Origin of the sequence: Pelagimonas varians, assembly GCF_003208435.1 — a bacterium.
GTDB classification, from domain to species: Bacteria; Pseudomonadota; Alphaproteobacteria; order Rhodobacterales; family Rhodobacteraceae; genus Pelagimonas; species Pelagimonas varians.
In genome coordinates this window covers 337,522-357,289 of the sequence record NZ_QKMF01000004.1, presented here as the reverse complement: position 1 = coordinate 357,289, position 19,768 = coordinate 337,522, and the positions used below count along the sequence as shown (strand labels likewise).

The window sequence follows — 19,768 nt, the reverse complement described above, 5'->3', positions numbered from 1 at the left end:
GCAGTCAGATCAACATCCACCGTCGGACCGTCTTCAACCGCTGCCGCAACACCTGCCGCCAAACTCGGCGCATCATTCGTGCCCGTCACCGTGACGGAAATGGTTGCTTGCGCCGTGGCCACGTATTTCACCGTCCCGTCGCCATTCAGGGATAGCGTTGCGCCGCTTGCGCTGACCGCATCAACGGATGCAACAGTCAGGACCGCACCATTGTCAACATCCGTGTCATTGGACAATACGTCGATATCGACAACGCCCGGCAAGGCAGGGGCTTCTTCCAGTTCCACCAAAGATCCAATGTTGGCGTTGGGCCCGGTTCCGATGTCGTTCCAATTGCCTATGTTGCCACTGCTCACATACAAAAGCACATCGTCTTCGGCAATCGTATAGACTGTTTCGTCATCACCGCCACTCAGATCAGCTTTGCCGGTACCGCCATCCAGATAATCATTGGCATTACTCGTGCAGCAAATGAGATACATCATGTAACCATTTGTTTTTGTAAAGACAGCGGTCACAACACTCAAGGAGTGACCGCCAGTTTTCTCCAATGAAACGAAAAAATCAATTATGAGGGATTGGGTAACAGTTCGGCATATTCGTGAACATTGTCGAAGAAATGAGAGAGGTCACCAAATTCCGGACTTGCCAACGCCCATAACCTGGCGCGACGGCATAACCGCCGGACATGAGGCAAAGTGACTCCGATATGGTCAAGTTGCATTGCATGTCTGGCATTCCACCATGATCCTTCGCCCTTGTGGTTGAAAATCAAACCAAGCCTAATCGACGTGTGTAAAATAGCCTTGGCCCGGAACCGGAAGGTCAGTTCGTCCAGTGAAAAAGTTCCATTTTCGAGGGCATTTTTAAGCAAGCTTTGCTCTGCGGACAAACTGATCGGGGCCCACTCATCTGCCAAAAGCCAAACCAGATCGTCTTCGGTCGATCCTATGCCGCAATGCTCCCAATCGAACCAAACGACACCGCCATCATTTGTCCAAAGGCAATTCCCCGGACGGCTGTCCCATTTCACAAATGACGGTGCCTTGGGCCGTATTTTGTCGATGATATCGGCCCTATTGAACATTGCGGGTTCAAGCCCGAGTTGGCCGGCCAATCGTGTCGGGGCGGATGCAAAGTCTTCGTGCCAATTGGGTCTGGCTCCGATCATTGGAACCTGCCCGATCAGGCCATTTTCCTGCCCGGTTTTCTGCAGGAACAGCAGCGATTTTCCAGCAGCAACAAGTTGTTTATTGCGCGCAGTTTCCGGTGACGTTTCCAATACTTCCGGCAAACGCTGGCCAGCAACAAAATGTTGCACAACAAATCTATCGCTTTGCAAAACCAACCGAGGCACGGCCTCCGTATTGCCAAATTTCGACAAAATGTCAGCTTCCAGCTTTGCACGCCCGATGCTATTCCGTTTTGAAACTGCCATTCTCTGGCCGTTAACTTCGACCAAAACCGTTTTGCGACTTGCGCCGCCGGGCCGTTCAATACAATCAGGTTTTGCGCCCAATTTGTCCAAGCAAAAGCTGGCAATCTGCTCATCATCAAAAATTTGCGAACCCAAGCCCAGATGCTCCTGCCTCTATCAACGGTGTTTTCGAACCTTGACCACTTTGGTCCGGGCCAGCCGGTAAAATGAGTTCGTTTTGGCATTCCGCCTTCTTGCAGTTGACTTAGAAGGAGAAACTCAAACCGGCCATGAGGCCGTCCATCTCCACGTCATATATAAAATCGCCATCGCGGCGGTCGACCGACACAAACCGGTATCCAAGCACGCCTGCGGTGGTTGAAGTAAACTGATAGCCGACTGCTGCGAAGACATCAGCCATACTGTCTGATCCGACACCAAAACCGCCCGCATACGCCCAGCCAGTCAGATATGTTCGATCGTCAAAATTGTAGCGTCCACGCAGCCCCAAAACCGGATCTGTCCAGCTGTTTTCCACATTGGCCGACGCCTTGGGAAGACGGCCTGAACTGAAACCAATGTCGTTTTCAACGTTCCAGTACCGGGCACCAAAAACACCCCACAGTTCAGCCTGCGATGACTGGGTCAGCTTGTATTCGCCATAGACGCTAAAAATTTTGTTGGTCACTGCCACCGTTGCGGTGTCATAGAGCGGCCGCAGCTTTTTGGATTCCGATTTTAAGCGGATATACTGAAGATCCCCTGTGATCCCCCAACGCCCGTTTTGCGCGTTGAGCAAGATCATACCTGCCATATCGAGGTTTTCCAAAATTTCGGCAAAGCTGAGATCAACCTCAGCAGTGGGTAATCTTTCGTTGGCGGCAACGCTGCCGGACAATCCAGCTCCAAAGGCATAGGGCGCAATTGTGTAGCTCCACCCATTATCCGACAACGATTGCGCCTGCACATCTGTTGCTGCAAACGAAGTAGCAAAAGAGATCCCGATCAAACTCAGTATGGTTGGAGCGGAGTCTTTGGCGCGTGATGTGTTAACTGCTTTTGTCACGATGATGGGCCTCTTAAGTCTTGGCATCTTTTGGGACGCGGTGAACGGCGAATGTTGCACGCTGCAATGTCGGCGTTTTATGCAATACTTTGCAATACAACGTCACCGAATTGCCACGCTTGTTCGAACGATGGCTGCGCCGGAGTATAAATCCGCCACAAGATATTTCAACTGTGGACCGGAATGATCAGGGCCAACGGTGATGTCCCAGACATCCATCACTTTTAATCGTGGCTACATCAATGCTCGGCGCAGACGGAGATTCCGGGTCGGTTTGGGTCAATAAACGGGTCTGGTGGTCATACAACTTAACTTCGCCCACATTCGCAATAGACGCATTTGGCTGAATGTTCATATTTTAGGTTTTGCCTCCGTCCAAAAGCGCTTTGTCGCTGGATTGCTAGGGCGTTTGATTGTGCGAACAGTCACCATCGGGCGCAAAATCCTGGCCGTATTTGATCCCTATTGGCAGCCTGTCGCCCAGTGCTACGCAATCATAGGCCCAGAGAGTCTGTCTGTGGTCAAAATCAGGCATATAGCACTCCGGTTTTCTGCACGGGGTCCAATATGCAGTGCAATAAGGCCTTTGCCGCATGCGCCAGACAGCAAACTGCACAAGTCACCAGTTGTTTTGCACCGGTCAGAGGTTAGGTATGTACTGTACCCCTTTTGTTGGCGAGGTCTGCCCAGATGACAGTCTTTCTTTCCCTTATGCTTTTGGCGGCGGCAGCACTGGCCGCACGCATATGGTCAAAACGGAAGCTTCATAGCGACCTACTGGCTCAAGAACTGTCAGAGGAGCAGCGTGCTGTCATCACCCGGCAGGTTCCCCTGACCAAAAAACTACCGATGGATTTGCGCAGCAGTTTTGAGGGTAAAATCAACGTCTTCCTCAACCAGATTGAGTTCACCGGTTGTAACGGGCTGGATGTGACCGAAGAAATGCGGTTGTCGATTGCAGCGCAGGCCTGTCTTTTGGTTGCGAATAGCGATACTTGGTATGACCATCTAAGCACTGTTTTGATATATCCCGGTGCCTTTAAATCACGCCAGACCCAGCATAATGGCTATGTCGTGACGGAACGCGAGATCGTGCGCACGGGGGAAAGCTGGTCACGTGGGCCTGTCATTTTGTCATGGACACACGCCAAACAAGGCGCGATCAACGACCAAGACGGTCACAATGTTGTCTTTCACGAATTCGCCCATCAGATTGACGATTTGTCGGGCCGCACTGACGGTGCGCCAAATCTTGGCAAAAACCAGAATTTCGCAGACTGGGAACGCGTCTTTGTCACCGCATACGAAACCCATGTCCAAAACGTTCATAAGGGGCGCAGGACGGTCATCGACCCCTATGGTGCTGAAGGCCATGAAGAATTTTTTGCGGTGAGCGTTGAGGTGTTTTTCGAAAAGCCTGCGTCTTTGAAACAATCTGAACCGGAGGTTTATGAGCAATTGTCCTTGCTCTTTCAGCTTGATCCGTCGACTTGGTAGCGGGAAGTATCGCTTCGGCTATTGGGCTGCCACCAGCCCTAAGGCTGGAAGCAACACTGACAAACTATCGGATCACAGTCCCAGATCTTTGGGCGGAAATTGCACAAAAGTAGCACCATGTGCCTTGAGTTCCGCGCCAAGCGATGCTGTCCATGCATTCATACGGTGCCCAACGGGGTATTCTTCCTTGGGATCTACGTACAGATTGAACAGCCAAGGCGCGAGGCCGGTTGGAACAACTGCAGCCATGTCGATATATAGAAATTTCTCTTGTGCGAGAGAGACAAGAAGATGGGCCTTGTATTCGCGCATCCTCATCGCAGCCAGTTTGGACCCGAGCCAGTTATAGACGTGCTCACGTTTGCTTTGACCATCGGCAGCCAACAAAAAGGATGTCTGGTCAATCCCGTCCCAATATCTGTCGGTCGGCAAGCTGCTGGTATCCACCCCGCCCAAGGCAAGCGACGTGTCAAACAGGTCCATCAAATCAAACAAACCGTCTGATACACGGCCTGGTTCAATCATCCCTTTCCAATAGGCTATCCCCGGAACCCGAACGCCGCCTTCCCATGTTGTGCCTTTGGCACCTCGAAACGGCGTATAGCCGCTGTCAGGCCAGCTATCCATTTGCGGACCATTGTCCGAGGTTACAAAAATGAAGGTATTGTCGAGTTCGCCAGCATCTTCCAAGGCTTGGACAATGTCGCCGATATAGGTGTCGACCTCGACCATGTTGTCGCGATACGGAAATTTGGACGCACTTGCACCGGTAAACTCTTTCGATGGGAAGTTATCGGCATGTACCTTCATAAAGGAATGACTGATATAAAACGGCTTGTCGCCCTCGGCCAGCTCGGCAATCCGTTTGACGGTGTAATCGCGCAGCTTGCGGTCACCTTCGGCCATTTGTTCAATGCTGACGATGGTTTCGACGGTCTGTGTTGTCCCATCGGCAAGGCCGTAGATCAGATCGTTGTTCGAGCCAATCGATTGATACCGTGCCAGTTTGTCTTCATCCAGAACGAGGTCAGGAAAACGGCGTTGATCATAGGCTTGGGTGTATTCTTTTTGCGCTTTGTAAAAGCCGTAGAATTCATCAAATCCGACGTCGTGCGGCCGCATGCCTTCACCTTCGCCAATGTGCCATTTTCCAACCAGCATCGAATGGTAACCCGCTTCACTGAGCAATCCCGCAACGGTCAGCTCGCCTTCCCACGGGTTAACCTTGAGCGTGTCGCCCGCCAAAATGGGCCGGATCAAACCGGTTCTGGCTGGTAAACGGCCCGTATACATCGCCGCGCGGGTCGGCGTGCAGGTGTATTGTGAATAGGTTGAGGACAGCTTGATCCCTTCGGCTGCCAAAGCGTCCATTTCCGGTGTTGCCGCGCCAATCATCTCTCCGCCACCAAAAGCACCGGGATCGCCATAGCCCATGTCATCGACCAAAAAGATCACAATATTGGGCTTTTTTCCGGTTTGCGCTTCTAGCGCTGCCAGTTTGCTGCTTGCTGCGGCCTCTTGCTCAGGCCAATGGATAAAAGGTTGTCGGTTGCCACTGTCTGCTGTGGCTCTAGAAAGCTTCGACGCCGGTTCCGGCACCGGTATTTCGTCTGCTGTTGCGCCAAATGCAAACGTCAGCGCGACGAGGGTTATCAAAGATCTCAACATCCAGAAATTCCTTTAAAACTACGAATGGTACTCACAATCCGCTTGTTTGAAAGGTGATGTTACAAAGGGCCGAATGGCCAACCTTTGCGCAACGCACCCTCAAGTCGAATGCGAAAAGGATAATATCTTTCGGGCAGAGTTGAGAAGACAATATTCTTCGATGCCCGCGAATTTATGGCCCCTTCAATCGATGCTTCAAGATCCGATCTGATCCAGTAACCAATGCGCCCGTTCCAACTGCGTTCCCACAGTGACCAGCTTGTTTTCCAAACGGTCCTGTTTCGAAGGCTTGTCTGCCGCAGCAAGCTCTTCTTGCAAAAGCGCTTGCTTGGCCTGCAGCTTTGCAATGACCTTCATAACATGTGACGGTTTTATCTTGGCTGCCTTGCCACTTTCTAAACGGCTGTAATATTTGTCCAGTTTCTCGGTGGCGCGCTCAAGTCCCATATGGCCCTCTCTTGGTTCATGTCAGTCTAACGCCCGTTTGCAACACATATGTAACAATGCGCTTCTCCCGTCTAATCGGGTTTGGGTTCGGAGGCTGTGGTTTGTTTTGATGTCATTTCAGTCAATTCATCGTCTTCGAGTGACAAGATACGCTCGACCTCGGCCATGGCGTCCTCTGTCTCGATGTAATAGGCGCGTGCAGCTTCCAGCAAATCACGCATTGCCGAATAAGCGTAGTGGCTGTCATTCAAAAAGGACGTTGCCATAGAAGCGCTTATCTGACGATCACGTATCAGCGTCTCAAGGGTCTGATTGGTGTCTTGGGCGTCGCTTTCGACCTGAATGCGTTCTTGATCCAGCCACAGACCCGACCGGTTTTCTGGATCGGCCAGTTCCAGTTTACGGATCTCGACCAGAATGCGGGCAATTTCGGTGCGCAATCCATTGTATAGGTCGGTGATCACCCCTTGAGGATATTCCGTGTAAAGGGCGGCGTTGCGGCGCAAGTGTTTGACCGATTTGACCGCCCGCACGAGATGCCCGGCAACGTCCCGCATGGCATAAACATCATCCATTACATCTGCGGGCATATCTTTGGTGCCAACACGGGTCGCAAATTCAACAATCGCCGAATAAAGGGTTTTGATCCGGTGCTCATAACGGGTGTCGAGATCAAATTCATAGGGGGTTTGGCTGTTCTCGACCGTTATGGCAATATCATCAGTCTCAAACAAATCATGCCGATGCAGGTTAAGTCCATGCGCGATCAGTTCGACCGAATTGTCATAAAGATGTTGCACCTCGCGGCGCATGGCGATCTGGCTGGTTTGTGGAAATTCGTCCACCGCCCCCGACAGGTATTTCGGCTGGCTCAAATCTTCTTTGGGTTGCGCAATTGTCCGTTCCAAAAACGATATCAGCTGCCGCAAGAATGGCAGCATCAACGCAACCCCGAGCACATTGAAAATCGTATGAAACACGGCCAGTTTGAGCGCGTAATCCGTGTCCGCAATGCCAACAAAGCCACTGACAGCATCGACCGATGCCCGAATTTGGTTGATAAAGACCAAAGCGACACCCGCAGTGACCAGATTAAAGATCAAATGCGCAAGCGCCAGTCGTTTGCCCTGAAAGTTCGCCGTCAAAGCGCCGAGAATGGCGGTAATTGTTGTGCCGATATTTGCACCAATCGCCAAGGCCAGCGCGTTTTCATAACTGATCTGGCCAGACGCCAGCGCCGTGATGATCAAAACCATGGTGGCATGGCTGGACTGCATCACCACCGTGGCCGTCGCCCCAAGGAAGGTGTAAACCACCAAGCCCAATAAACCTGTCATGGCGAAACGCGTCAGATCAACCTGATCTTTGACCGCCTCAAACCCCTCTTTCATGTAGTGAATGCCAAGGAACAAGAACCCCAGACCAGCCAGCACAAACCCCGTGCCTTTCAAGTATTTCGACTTTTGAAACACCAGCACAATGCTGATTGCCAGCATCGGCAGCGCATAGGCGGAAATCTTGACCTTGAGTCCGAAGCCCGCCACCAGCCATGCTCCGGTGGTTGTCCCGATATTGGCACCAAAAATAATGCCAACCCCCGCAAGCAGTGAAATCAATCCTGCGCTCAGGAACGAGATGGTAATCACCGACACCAAGGAACTGGACTGCATGATTGTCGTTGCGGCGATGCCAAAGCCAAGGGACTTGGGAACAGAAGCCGTAGCCTTTTCCAGAATACGTTCCAAATATCCGCCGCTGAACAGTTTGAATCCGTCCTCAAGCATCAACATGCCAAACAAGAAAATCGCCACGCCTGCGGCGATTTCCTGAAAGCTGGTGCTGACCCAAAAGCCAAAGATAAGCACCAGCAAAATAACTGGAAGTATGAATTTTTTCATAGCTCTAGGTGCCCCTATGGCAACATCATGCCGCGCAAAACAAAGTAGAACAAGGCCGCCAAAACCGCCGCGACAGGCACTGTGATGATCCAAGCCGAGACAATTTTGAACAAAGATGAGCGTTTAACCAGTTGGCGTTTCAAGGCTTTTTGCAATTCCTTACGTTGGGCTGCATCAATGACGGCCTCAGGGCCCATCTTTTGCAACTGTTTCAAGATCCGCTGTTTGTCTTCCGGTGGCGCGTCCTGAAAATTCATCAAAACACGTTCTGCTTCGGCGAAATCCGGCTCGCCTTGATGTTGCGATAGAACACCTTCGATCACTTTGCCCAATCGCAGTTCCAAAAATTCACGCAAGAACCCGACCCCAAACACCGCGCCAAGGGCAACATGGGTCGAACTGACCGGCAGCTTGAGATGGCTTGCAATAATCACCGTGATTGCGGCCGCCAGCGCGATGCAAAAAGCACGCGATCTGTCCAGCTCGGTGATTTCCGATCCAACGGTGCGGATCAGTTTCGGTCCGAAAAGTGCAAGACCAACCGAAATGCCCAAAGCCCCGATAATCATCACCCAGAGCGGGATGGCCACCTTTGAACTGCCAGCTTCGGATTCAGTCAAAACATCTACAATACCTGCCAAAGGTCCGACAGCATTGGCCACGTCATTCGCCCCATGCGCAAAGCTGAGCAAAGCGGCTGAGATGATCAGTGGAATTGTAAACAAACGGTTCACACCATCGCGGCTGTTTTCCAAATTCGGGGCCGCGCGGTTGATCATCGGCCGCACGATGACAATAGCAGAAAGACCTGCCACCAACCCAATCAATACCGCCGTGGTAAAATCGATTTGGATCAGCTGTTTAATGCCTTTAAGGGCAATATACGTTGTAAAGGCCCAGGTCATAACACCGATCATAAACGGAACCACTTTGCGCGCCGCATCGACTGGCTCGGCCTTGAAAAAGACTGTCCGTTTTAGAAAATACAAAAACAAGGCCGCAATAATGCCGCCCGTAACAGGCGAAATCACCCAGCTGGCGGCGATTTTGCCCATGGCGTCCCAGTTCACGACTTCCCAGCCAGCCGCCGCAATGCCAGCACCCATGACGCCGCCGACAATCGAGTGCGTGGTGGACACCGGTGCCCCCAGCCAAGTGGCTGCGTTCAACCAAATCGCGGCCCCCGTCAACGCCGCCATCATAACCCAGACAAAGACTTGCGGATCATCCACATCAGCAGGGTCAATGATGCCCTTTTTCACAGTGCTGACCACATCGCCCCCGGCAATGATCGCGCCAGCGGCCTCGAATACTGCCGCGATAACAATGGCCCCGGATAGCGTCAAAGCATAGGAACCCACCGCCGGTCCAACGTTGTTGGCAACGTCGTTTGCACCGATATTGAGAGCCATATACGCCCCGATCACCGCCGCCGCGACCAACAGGTAGGATTGGTCGACATGAGCAAACTTGGATCCAGCGTAAATCATCACTCCCACCACAAACAAAATTGCGGTCCCGAGCCGTCCGACTTCTGTACGGCTTAGATCTGTTGCACTTTCGATTTTCAGATAGTCTTTGATTTTCATGCTTGCCCCCCAGCGATTACAACGCACAAAACCCCCAGTCCCGCGCTTCAATCGGGAATGAATCCTTTGCTTGAGTTCAAAAGATCAGACTTGGCCAATTGCTGCCATGAGATGGATCATGAAACGGGGCTTCATAGATATTTTTCCACTGCCGGTGCATGCGACCGCTGTGAACGCGGGCATTGGGCCAGCTGCCCAAGTGCGCTAGCACCGCTCAGTTTCGACTTGGGTGTCAAACGCCAACCAGCATAGATGAAATCTATAATTCAAATTCTCGATATCTATTTGCGCGATGATGGGCCATGTGACAGCGTCTTGGTAATGGCTTCACGCCAAAGCCTACTGGCTGCTGGTTCGACTCATAAAAACGAAATCCGACAGGGGAAAACACCATGACAACGCGTAGAACGCTACTCAAAACAGCAATGGCTGCAGGCCTTGCAGTGACCGCAGGCTTTGGCGCCGCCTCGTTTGCAGCTGCCGAAGAATTGGGCAAAATCAAGGAGGCCGGCGTGATGCGCATCGCAATGAGCGGCGCCTACCCGCCCTTTAACTTTGTAAATGATTCTAACGAAGTGGTTGGGTTCGACCCAGCCATCGGCATTGAAATCGGCAAGCGAATGGGCATCGAAGTTGAAATCGTCACAACCGCTTGGGACGGGATTATTGGCGGTCTTTTGGCCAATAAATACGACGCCATCGTCGGCTCTATGTCTATCACCGAAGAGCGGGCAAAAGTGGTCGATTTCGTTGGCCCATATTATTCAACCAAACGCGCAATTTTTGCCAAACCGGGCGGCATTACGTCGGCGGCCGATCTTCCGGATGCCAAGGTTGGCTTGACGCTTGGCGAAACCCACGAGGAATGGGCGCGCGAGCAAGGCTATAATGTCCGGACTTACAAAGGCCTGCCCGAACTGCTGCTAGAGCTGGAAAACGGCCGCGTTGATGTGATTGTGAACGATTCAATCGCGGCGATCTTGGCTATGAAGGAAACCGGCCAGGATTATGTGATGATTGAAGATTTCGAGACGGAAGAATTCGGTGCCGGGATCGCGATCCGACAAGGTAGCCCTGAACTGGCTGCTGAAATGCAAGCCGCTCTGGACGCCATGATGGAAGATGGCACCTATCTTGAGATTGCCAACAAATGGGTTGGTGGCGACATCCGCTAATCTGATCTAACTTTGGCCTCGTCTTATTATCGGGATGAGGCCAAACTGGGTTTCAAGACACAGATTTTGACGCGCAAAAACACCGCTTCATCCCTTTGCAGGAGCAAAACCCGCCGTGGACTACGACCTGATGCAACGCGTCTTTCCCTTCTTCCTAGAGGCGGCATGGGTAACAATTCTATTGTCGCTCCTGACTGCGATCTTGGGGTTGGTTTGCGCGATTCTGGGCACCTTTGCCCGCCTGTCCCGGTTCTGGGCATTGCGGATGCTGGGGGCGACCTATGTCAGCATTTTTCGCGGAACCCCTGCGCTGATCCAGTTGTTCATTCTATACTTTGGCGGCCCGCAGATCGGTATTCAGCTTGATGCGTTCGAAGCCGGTGTCATCGGGCTCGGGGTAAATGTCGGGGCCTATATGACCGAAACCATGCGCGGGGCGATTATTTCCGTCGACAAAGGTCAGGCCGAAGCTGCCCGCACCTTGGGCATGAGCCGCTGGCAAGCCATGCGCAGTGTGATCTTGCCGCAAGCGATGCGGTTGATGATCCGGCCCTTGGGCGTCAATCTGAACACACTTGTCAAAAGCACCGCCCTTGTGGCCGCTATTTCGGTGGTGGAACTGACCTACACAGCGCAGCGCTATATCGGATCAACCTACAAGCCGTTTGAAATGTTCCTGATCGCAGGCGTTCTTTACATGATTATCATCTACATCGTTGGTTTGGGCGTCGCCTGGGCTGACCGCAAAGCTCAGCTGCACTGATCGGGGACACGCACACTCATGGGACTCGATTTTAGCGTCATTCCAAAATACCTAGATATCGTGCTGATCGGCGCGCTTTGGACCATTGCAATCACCTTGGGTGCCGCGGTGGTCAGCTTTTTCGGCGGCATATTTCTGGCAATTGTCGCGCTCTATGCACCTGCTTTTGTGCGCTGGCCTTTTCGGGTGTTTTCCTTTCTGTTTTTGGGAACGCCACTGCTGTTGCAACTGTTTTTGATCTACTTCGGCTTGGTCCAGATCGGCATCGACGTGCCCGCCTTTGTTGCCGGTGTCGTCGGACTTGGACTACACTTTGCCGTCTATAATTCGGAGCTGTTTCAAACCAGCATTCTAGCTGTCGACAAAGGCCAGACCGAAGCGGCCCGCACGCTTGGCCTAAGCCGGATGCAGGCCCTTCGCACGGTTGTCATTCCGCAGGCGGTGCGTGATGTAATTCCGCCAATTGGCAACAACATGATCGCGCTGCTCAAAGATTCCGCATTGGTGTCGGTGATTGGCGTTTCCGAACTGACGCTTTCTGCACAGCGCGCCATCGGCAGCACCTATCGCCCGTTTGAATTCTACGTGCTGGTCGCTGCAATCTATTACATCATCAACCTCGGTATGGAGGCTGTTTTGCGCCGCGTTGAACGCCGCATTCAGGCCTCAAGATGAGCCGGAAGGACCGCAACATGAGCGACCAAAAACCTTTTATCGACATCCGTCATGCCCAAAAGAGTTTTGGCACGCTGGAGGTTCTAAAAGACATCAGCCTTCAGGTGGATCGCGGTCAGATCGTAGCAATTATTGGCCCGTCTGGGTCAGGTAAAAGCACGCTGCTGCGCGCCATCAACGACCTTGATCCTCTGACCGGCGGCGAGGTCTGGCTTGAAGACAAACAGATCAACAAAACCCTGCCCCATCGCCAATATGAAAAGCACATCAACGAAGTCCGGCAAGAAATCGGCATGGTCTTTCAGCACTTCAATTTATTTCCGCATCTCAAAGTCCGCGAAAATGTGACTTTGGCCCCCAAGATGCTCAAAGGGTTGTCAGATGACGACGCCAACGCGCTGGCCGAAGAACAACTGACCAAAGTCGGAATGATTGAGCGGATCGATTACTATCCATCGCAGCTGTCCGGCGGTCAAAAACAACGCGTCGCGATTGCCCGTGCGCTGGCGATGAAACCCAAGGTGATGCTGTTTGACGAAGCCACGTCAGCGCTGGACCCCGAGTTGGTCGAAGAGGTAAATCTGGTGATGAAAAAGCTCGCTGAAGAGCATATGACCATGATTATCGTGACCCATGAAATGAGCTTTGCCGAGAGCGTCTGTGATCGCGTCTTGTTTATGGATCAAGGGGTTGTGGTCGAAGAAGGCCCGCCCGAGGTGATTTTTCGCAATCCCAAAAGCGAGCGGACGCAACATTTCTTGCGCAACCATTTGGCGGCTGCAGGGTAGACCCGCTATCGATAGCTGCGCTCTTCGATCGGGGTGTCTTCGATCGCCTGCAAAATCCTGTCGAGCAAGTTCTGCTCGGCCCGGTTTTTAGCGGCGCGTTCGCTCCAGACCAGATAAACATCAATGGAAGGCAGGTCTTCGAACGGCGGCACTTGCCACAACTGTCCATCACGCACATCGCGGGCGGCGACATGCACCGGCAAAGGCCCAATGCCCAATCCGGCAACGATCATCCGGCGGACCTCTTCGAGATGACTGGACACACCCGTGATCTTTTGCCCCAGCGCCGCCTGCGCGCGCATCACGGTCACCGGTTTCAACACATCTTGCAACCTATCGGTTTCGAAACTGACAGATCCATGCCCTTCGAGGTCGGAGATATTCAGGTTCTCACGTTTGAACAGCGGGTGTGGCGGGCCGCAAAACAGGCCGAAATATTCCCGAAACACCCTCCGGTATTCCAAGGCTGGGTTGTGATCCCCCACAAGGCAAATCGCAAAAGACGCCCGTTTGGCTGCAACTTCGGCAATGGCCTTGGCGCTTGAAAGCACGTCAATTGAAAGCGTGGCCTGCGGGTGGGCCACGTGAAACTCTGCCAAGGCCTGATCCAGCAGCGGGCTGACCACATGGCTGGCCACCGCAAGACGCACATGGCCGCGCACATCATCCGTCATTTCGCGCATCAATGTGGACAGGCGCAGGACCGACCCGCTGATTTCCACAGCTTCGCGATACAACAAACGTCCGGCTTCGGTCAGGGCATAATGCCCGGGAGACCGGTTGATCAATTTACGCCCGACCCGATCTTCCAATCGTTTTAAAGCGGTAGAAACAGTGGGTTGCTTCAATCTCAGCTGGTTGGCGGCATCGGTAATCGAATGGCTTTCGGCCAGTGTCACAAAGGTCCTTAACAGGTTCCAATCCAATTCACGCACAATGCGATCTGGGTCATAATGTGGGTCGCTTGCAGTCATAGCTTTTCTCAATAACTAGAATTCTGATTATCTATTTGATCTATAATACAGTCTCTCGCATGGTTTCAGCAAGACAGCTATTGGGGCAGGCTACGGGCCGCACTGTCACCCCGACCAATGGCCGTTTGAAGTGGCCCGCACACAAGCCCCGGAAAGACCAAAGTGAGCAACCTTTTCTATCAAACCCAAGGCCGCAAACCCGTTCTGGATCAAGCCAGAGGCGTGTATATGTGGGATCAGGACGGCAGGCGGTATCTGGACGGGTCTTCGGGGGCGATGGTGTGCAACATTGGCCATTCCAATAAAAATGTACTAACCGCGATGCGCCGCCAGATGGAGAAATCGACCTTTGGCTACCGGCTGCATTTTGAAACCGAGGCCTCGGAGCAATTGGCTAGCAAACTGGTCGGGCTAATGCCGGACGGGTTGAACCGGGTCTTCTTTGTTTCGGGCGGGTCAGAGGCCGTTGAGACCGCCATCAAACTGGCGCGGCAACATGCTGTATCCACTGGACAAAACAGCCGCTGGAAGGTGATTTCGCGCAGGCCGAGCTATCACGGCTGTTCATTGGGGGCATTGGCCGTCACTGGATATGATCCGCTGACCGCGCCCTTCATGCCAATGATGCAAGACATGCCCAAGGTCCCTGCCCCGCGCGCCTATCTTGACGGGTTGAACCCTGACGATCCGGCCACCGGTGCGCATTATGCCAACATGCTCGAGGCACAAATCCAAGCCGAAGGCCCTAACAGCGTTTTGGCGTTTTTGGTTGAACCCGTCGGCGGCGCGTCGACAGGGGCCTTGGTACCGCCGAACGGATATATGGAACGCATCCGCGAGATTTGCGACCACTACGGCATTTTGCTCATCATGGACGAGGTGATGACGGGCGTTGGCCGCACTGGCGCTTTTTTGGGGTCAGACCACTGGGATGCGCGGCCCGATATCGTGGTGATGTCCAAGGGGCTTGGCGCGGGATATATACCGCTTGGGGCGGTGATTGCAGGCGACGCATTGGTTGCCCCGATACTGGAGACAGGCGGGTTTGCACATGGTTTCACTTACGCTGGCAATCCCTTGGCCTGCGCCACCGGTCTTGCCGTACTCCATGAGATCGAGATGCAAGGGCTTTGCGCCAATGCCGCCGCGATGGGCGATACGCTTTTGGCCCGTTTGAAGAGCCTGATGCAAAAGTACGAGCTGATCGGTGATGTTCGCGGAAAAGGGCTTTTGACCGCCTTCGAATTCATGGCAGATCGCGACACCAAGGCCCCGTTGCCCCCACATCTGAATGCACATCAACGTTTTGTTGATCTTGCCTATGCGCGCGGTTTGATTGTCTATTCCAGACGCACCCGTGGCGGCACCGAAGGCGACCATATTCTGGTTTGCCCACCTTTGATTGCCAACACGCAGCATATTGATGAAATAATGCATGGTCTTGATGCCAGCATGGCGCAGTTTAGCCAAGATATTCATGCAGATTTGAAAGCAGGCTAACCGATGAGCAAAATCTTGATTTCTTGCGCGATCACCGGATCGATCCATACGCCGTCGATGTCACCTTATCTGCCCGTCACCCCGGACGAGATTGCCGCGCAATCCATTGAGGCTGCCGAAGCGGGGGCTGCGATATTGCATCTGCACGCCCGCAATCCCGCAAACGGCCATCCTTCGGCATTGCCCGAAGACTTCATGGCCTTTTTGCCGCGTCTTAAACAAGGCACCGAGGCAGTGCTGAACATCACTACCGGCGGCAGCGCTGTGATGACACTGGATGAACGGTTGGCCGCCCCCAAACGCGCCGAGCCGGAAATGTGCAGTTTGAACATGGGTAGTATGAATTTTGCCCTGTATCCAGCAGCAGAGCGGATCACCGATTGGAAATTTGATTGGGAAAAGCCGTTCCTTGAGGGGTCAGAAGACCTCGTCTTCAAGAACACACCGCGCGATATTTCACGTGTCCTGACAGAAATGGGTCAAGAACGCGGGGCCCGGTTTGAATTTGAATGCTACGACATCGGGCATCTGTATATGCTTAAGCATTTTGTCGATCGCGGCTTGGTCGAAAAACCGCTGTTTATCCAGTTTGTCTTTGGGGTGCTGGGCGGTATGGGCGCTGATCCGGAAAACCTGATGCACATGAAGGGGATCGCCGACAAACTGTTTGGCGACGGCTATATGTTTTCGGTTCTGGCGGCAGGACGACACCAAATGCCGCTGATCACCATGGCAGCAGCAATGGGCGGGCATGTGCGGGTCGGGCTCGAAGACAGCTTGATGATTGCGCGCCGAACCTTTGCCAAAAGCAATGCCGAACAGGTTCGCAAAATCCGCCGCATCGTTGAGGATTTGGGCCGCGAAGTCGCAACCCCAAGCGATGCCCGAGAGATGTTGGGCCTGAAAGGCGCAGACCGAACCGCGATTTGAATACAAGGTAAGCAGGCTGATGAAAGCTATTTTTGATGACCGCCAATGGCTCCATGATCCAAAACATTTCATGGCCAATGGCAAGATCCTACCGAACCCCGAACAACCCGGAAGGATCGAGGTTTTACAGGCCGGCGCCCGTGCCGCAGGCTGCGTGTTTGAAACCCCAAAGGACGCAGGGCTTGGTCCGATTGCGGCGGTTCATACCGCTGAATATCTAACCTTCTTCAAAAATATCTACCGCCGTTGGCAGTACATCGACGGGGCTGGCGACGAGGTGATCCCAAACATCCACCCTGCCCGCCGCAGCGACGGATATCCCAAATCCGCCACCGGTCAGTCCGGCTACCATCAGGCAGACACAGCATGCCCTATCGCGAAAGGCACCTATGAGGCGGCTTACTGGTCGGCGCAATCGGCGATCGGTGGCGCGGATCATCTGTTGGATGGCGGCGGGTCTGCCTATGTGTTGTCACGCCCTCCGGGTCATCATGCCTTTGGCGATCTGGCGGGCGGGTTTTGCTTTCTCAACAATTCAGCCATCGCAGCGCAGCGGTTGCGTGATGCCGGATTGCGGCCCGCGATTGTCGATGTCGATGTGCATCACGGCAATGGAACACAAGGCATATTCTATGACCGCGATGATGTTCTAACCGTTTCATTGCACGCGGATCCCGACAGGTTCTATCCGTTCTTTTGGGGACACGCCCAGGAGCGCGGCGAAGGTCGCGGCCTTGGTTGCAACCTCAACCTGCCCTTGGCCCGCGGCACCCATGACGAAGGCTTTCTCAAGGCGCTTGGCACGGCGCTTGAAAGGGTGTCGATGCATGGGGCTGATGTCGTTGTTGTCGCGCTTGGTTTGGACGCGTCCATCGATGATCCATTCCAAGGTTTGGCTGTCACCCAAGACGGGTTTTCCCGCATCGGGGCCGCATTCGCCGCCCTTGGGCTACCGGTTTTGTTTGTTCAGGAAGGTGGCTACCTGAGCGACAGCCTTGGCAAAAACCTAACCCGCGTTTTGGACGGATACCAAACCGCTGCTTGATATGATCCGACCAGAAAGGCCCCCCATGCACCCTGCCCTTACAGACGATCAATTGGCCCATTTGGTCGCCTTGCGCCACAACCTGCATGAAACCCCCGAGGTATCGGGCCAAGAGCACGGAACCGCCGAACGCATCTTGCAAGAGTTGCTGCGTGCCGAGGCGGATGAAATCTGGACAGACTTGGGGGAACATGGCATTGCCGCGTCTTTTGACGGCACAGCGGATGGGCCTACTGTCATGATCCGCTGCGAACTGGATGCCTTGCCGATCCAAGAAGTGTCTGGCCTGCCCTACCGGTCCAAAACCGATGGCAAGGCGCATCTCTGCGGGCATGATGGCCATATGGCCATGGTGCTGGGACTTGGTTTGGCACTGGCAAAACGGCCGGCTCGGGGGCGCGTGATTTTGCTGTTTCAACCCGCCGAAGAAACCGGCGCGGGGGCCGCTGCCGTGATCGCTGATCCCCGCTGGGCTGAAATCCAACCCGATTATGCCTTTGCCTTCCACAACGTTCCGGGCCACCCGTTTGGCCAGATCGGCCTGCGCAAAGGCCCCGCAAACTGCGCATCACGGGGGATGAAAATCTCCTTTCAAGGCAGAACTTCGCATGCTGCGGCCCCTGAAAACGGGGTGTCCCCCGCCTCTGTTATGGCGTCTTTGATGCAAACATTGCCCACCCTTGGCGGCGCGCAAACACCGCATAGCGACATTGCATTGGCGACGCTGACCCATGTCAGTCTGGGCGAGCCGAGTTTTGGGATTGCACCCGGAGTTGGCGAAATGCGGATCACACTGCGCAGTCAATCCGACACCCGTATGGAGCAGATGATCGCGGATGCAAAAGACCTGCTCGCCCATAGTTTGCAACACGACCCCCGACTGGCAGCTGATCTCACTTGGCATGAGGTGTTTTTGGCAACAACCAACGATGCGGATGCCATCGACATCGCAGCGGATGCAGCAGGAAAACTTGGGCTGGATTCGGACAGCATGACATCGCCAATGCGTTGGTCCGAAGATTTCGGACGCTTTGGAATAGACGGAGCCAAAGCCGCGCTTTTGTTTTTGGGATCGGGCAAAGAGCACCCGCAATTGCACAATCCAAACTATGACTTTCCCGATGCGCTAATCCCCATCGGCGTATCCCTGTTTGTTGAAATCATAGACCAGATCCTGTGCCAGCCTGCACCGGCCATTGCACCTGCCAATGGGTGACACATTGACCGAGAGTTCTTGGTGCGAAATTTCCAGGTCCAAACTCGAGCAAAATCTGGACGCCGTGATTGGTCTTATGCCCGCGGATACCCTGCTGTGCGCTGTTGTCAAAGGCGACGCCTATGGACATGGCATTGAAAATGTTGTGCCTTTGCTCATCAACCGAAATATCAGCCATATCGGGATTTCGTCGAATGCCGAAGCACGCGCCGTGCGCGCAGCGGGGTTCCAAGGCCGCGTTTTACGTCTGCGATCTGCCACGCCGTATGAAGTTCGATCCGCAATCGGGGATCGCGTAGAGGAACTGGTCGGAAGCCAGCTGTCTCTTGAGCAGTTGATCAAAACCCTCGGGGCCGCGGCGCTGCCCAACCTGCATTTGTCCTTGAATGCCGGTGGTATGTCGCGCGACGGGCTTGAACTTTCTACCGGTTTCGGGCGGACAGAGCTACAAAAGATGGTGGCGTTGGCCCCGGACAAAATCATTGGGCTGTGCACGCACTTTCCATCAAACGCCGCCGAAGACCTTGCTGCAAGTATCGCCCGTTTTCATCAGGATTGTGACTGGGTTTTTACCAACACTTCCCTGACGCGTGCCAATGTTCTGACACACGCAGGCAGCACTTTGACCCTGCGCGCGCAGCAAGATCCGAAAACCGACATGATGCGCTGCGGGGCCATCCTATATGGCATAAAGGGCCCGCGCCCCGCGTTTCAATCCGCGCTGGCGCTAAAGGCCCGCGTGATCAGCATCGGACACTACCCCGAAGGCAGTAGCGTTGGATATGATCGCTCCTGCCGCTTGCAAGAAAACAAAGTGTTGGCCAGCATCGCACTGGGGTATGCAAACGGATATTCGCGGCTGTTTTCCGGGCGCGGCGCTGTATTGATCGGCGGTCAAAAGGTGCCGGTTCTGGGTAAGGTTTCCATGAATACAATTGTGGCTGACATCACATCCGTTCCCGCAGTCGCTATAGGTGACGAGGTGGTAGCTTTTGGACATCAAGGGGATCAATCAATCGGGTCATCTGAGATTGAAGAGATCACAAGCTCGATCATGGCGGATGTGTTTACAGATTGGGGCCAACGAAACGCCCGCGTCGCCCGCCAATCCTGACGATCC

18 protein-coding genes are annotated in these 19,768 nt (G+C 53.8%); 10 read left to right on the top strand and 8 right to left on the bottom strand.

The features are described 5' to 3' along the window. The 3 genes from C8N36_RS07810 to C8N36_RS07800 form a co-directional block, all read right to left on the bottom strand. On the bottom strand, window positions 1–485 hold a 485-nt coding region (locus tag C8N36_RS07810; RefSeq protein WP_245910758.1), incomplete at its 3' end, for a cadherin-like domain-containing protein. An 83-nt stretch (window positions 486–568) separates the two neighbouring features. Continuing rightward, the gene (locus C8N36_RS07805; protein ID WP_097803835.1) at window positions 569–1,573 is read right to left on the bottom strand and encodes a phosphotransferase family protein; all 1,005 of its coding nucleotides are present in this window, start codon (window positions 1,571–1,573) and stop codon (window positions 569–571) included. A gap of 109 nt (window positions 1,574–1,682) precedes the next feature. Next, window positions 1,683–2,483, bottom strand: a complete 801-nt coding sequence (locus tag C8N36_RS07800; RefSeq protein WP_110767852.1) for an outer membrane protein — start codon at window positions 2,481–2,483, stop codon at window positions 1,683–1,685. A gap of 690 nt (window positions 2,484–3,173) precedes the next feature. Between C8N36_RS07800 and C8N36_RS07795 the strand changes: the two genes are divergently transcribed. After that, a complete protein-coding gene (locus C8N36_RS07795; RefSeq protein WP_097803837.1) occupies window positions 3,174–3,980 on the top strand; it encodes a M90 family metallopeptidase in 807 nt (268 codons plus the stop codon). Window positions 3,981–4,052: 72 nt separating this feature from the next. Here the strand turns inward: C8N36_RS07795 and C8N36_RS07790 are convergent, their stop codons facing one another. The 4 genes from C8N36_RS07790 to C8N36_RS07775 form a co-directional block, all read right to left on the bottom strand. Then, window positions 4,053–5,648, bottom strand: coding sequence for an arylsulfatase (locus C8N36_RS07790; protein WP_097803838.1), 1,596 nt, complete (start codon window positions 5,646–5,648; stop codon window positions 4,053–4,055). A gap of 195 nt (window positions 5,649–5,843) precedes the next feature. Then, window positions 5,844–6,095: a hypothetical protein gene (locus tag C8N36_RS07785; protein ID WP_097803839.1), complete on the bottom strand. Its 252-nt coding sequence runs from the start codon at window positions 6,093–6,095 to the stop codon at window positions 5,844–5,846. A 71-nt stretch (window positions 6,096–6,166) separates the two neighbouring features. Beyond that, window positions 6,167–7,993 (bottom strand): Na/Pi cotransporter family protein, encoded by a 1,827-nt coding sequence (locus C8N36_RS07780; RefSeq protein WP_097803840.1) that lies wholly within the window; start codon window positions 7,991–7,993, stop codon window positions 6,167–6,169. 14 nt (window positions 7,994–8,007) lie between these two features. Next, a complete protein-coding gene (locus C8N36_RS07775) occupies window positions 8,008–9,582 on the bottom strand; it encodes an inorganic phosphate transporter (RefSeq protein ID WP_097803841.1) in 1,575 nt (524 codons plus the stop codon). Window positions 9,583–9,974: 392 nt separating this feature from the next. On the opposite strand from C8N36_RS07775, the gene C8N36_RS07770 reads away from it, so the two are divergent. The 4 genes from C8N36_RS07770 to C8N36_RS07755 all read left to right on the top strand — a co-directional run bounded on the left by C8N36_RS07770 (window position 9,975) and on the right by C8N36_RS07755 (window position 12,983). Next, window positions 9,975–10,757 (top strand): transporter substrate-binding domain-containing protein, encoded by a 783-nt coding sequence (locus tag C8N36_RS07770; protein ID WP_097803842.1) that lies wholly within the window; start codon window positions 9,975–9,977, stop codon window positions 10,755–10,757. A gap of 115 nt (window positions 10,758–10,872) precedes the next feature. After that, complete coding sequence (locus tag C8N36_RS07765; RefSeq protein ID WP_097803843.1) at window positions 10,873–11,520, top strand: amino acid ABC transporter permease; 648 nt, start codon at window positions 10,873–10,875, stop codon at window positions 11,518–11,520. 18 nt (window positions 11,521–11,538) lie between these two features. Continuing rightward, complete coding sequence (locus C8N36_RS07760) at window positions 11,539–12,195, top strand: amino acid ABC transporter permease (RefSeq protein ID WP_097803844.1); 657 nt, start codon at window positions 11,539–11,541, stop codon at window positions 12,193–12,195. Window positions 12,196–12,212: 17 nt separating this feature from the next. Next, window positions 12,213–12,983, top strand: coding sequence for an amino acid ABC transporter ATP-binding protein (locus tag C8N36_RS07755; protein WP_097804125.1), 771 nt, complete (start codon window positions 12,213–12,215; stop codon window positions 12,981–12,983). A 5-nt stretch (window positions 12,984–12,988) separates the two neighbouring features. Here C8N36_RS07755 and C8N36_RS07750 read toward each other — a convergent pair whose 3' ends face one another. Beyond that, window positions 12,989–13,957 carry a LysR family transcriptional regulator gene (locus tag C8N36_RS07750; protein WP_097803845.1) on the bottom strand — a complete coding sequence of 323 codons (969 nt, stop codon included), beginning with the start codon at window positions 13,955–13,957 and terminating at the stop codon, window positions 12,989–12,991. A gap of 162 nt (window positions 13,958–14,119) precedes the next feature. On the opposite strand from C8N36_RS07750, the gene C8N36_RS07745 reads away from it, so the two are divergent. Genes C8N36_RS07745 through alr form a run of 5 tightly spaced genes read left to right on the top strand, consistent with a single transcriptional unit; the run spans window position 14,120 to window position 19,762 of the window. After that, window positions 14,120–15,457 (top strand): aminotransferase family protein, encoded by a 1,338-nt coding sequence (locus C8N36_RS07745; protein WP_097803846.1) that lies wholly within the window; start codon window positions 14,120–14,122, stop codon window positions 15,455–15,457. 3 nt (window positions 15,458–15,460) lie between these two features. After that, the gene (kce, locus tag C8N36_RS07740; protein ID WP_097803847.1) at window positions 15,461–16,387 is read left to right on the top strand and encodes a 3,5-dioxohexanoate:acetyl-CoA acetone transferase; all 927 of its coding nucleotides are present in this window, start codon (window positions 15,461–15,463) and stop codon (window positions 16,385–16,387) included. Window positions 16,388–16,406: 19 nt separating this feature from the next. Then, window positions 16,407–17,432, top strand: coding sequence for a histone deacetylase family protein (locus tag C8N36_RS07735; RefSeq protein WP_097803848.1), 1,026 nt, complete (start codon window positions 16,407–16,409; stop codon window positions 17,430–17,432). A gap of 25 nt (window positions 17,433–17,457) precedes the next feature. Beyond that, on the top strand, window positions 17,458–18,648 hold the full coding sequence (locus C8N36_RS07730; protein WP_097804126.1) for an amidohydrolase: 1,191 nt from the start codon (window positions 17,458–17,460) through the stop codon (window positions 18,646–18,648). Beyond that, a complete protein-coding gene (alr, locus tag C8N36_RS07725; protein WP_097803849.1) occupies window positions 18,641–19,762 on the top strand; it encodes an alanine racemase in 1,122 nt (373 codons plus the stop codon). Before C8N36_RS07730 ends, alr begins: the two co-directional genes overlap by 8 nt. The last annotated feature ends 6 nt before the right edge of the window (window positions 19,763–19,768 follow it).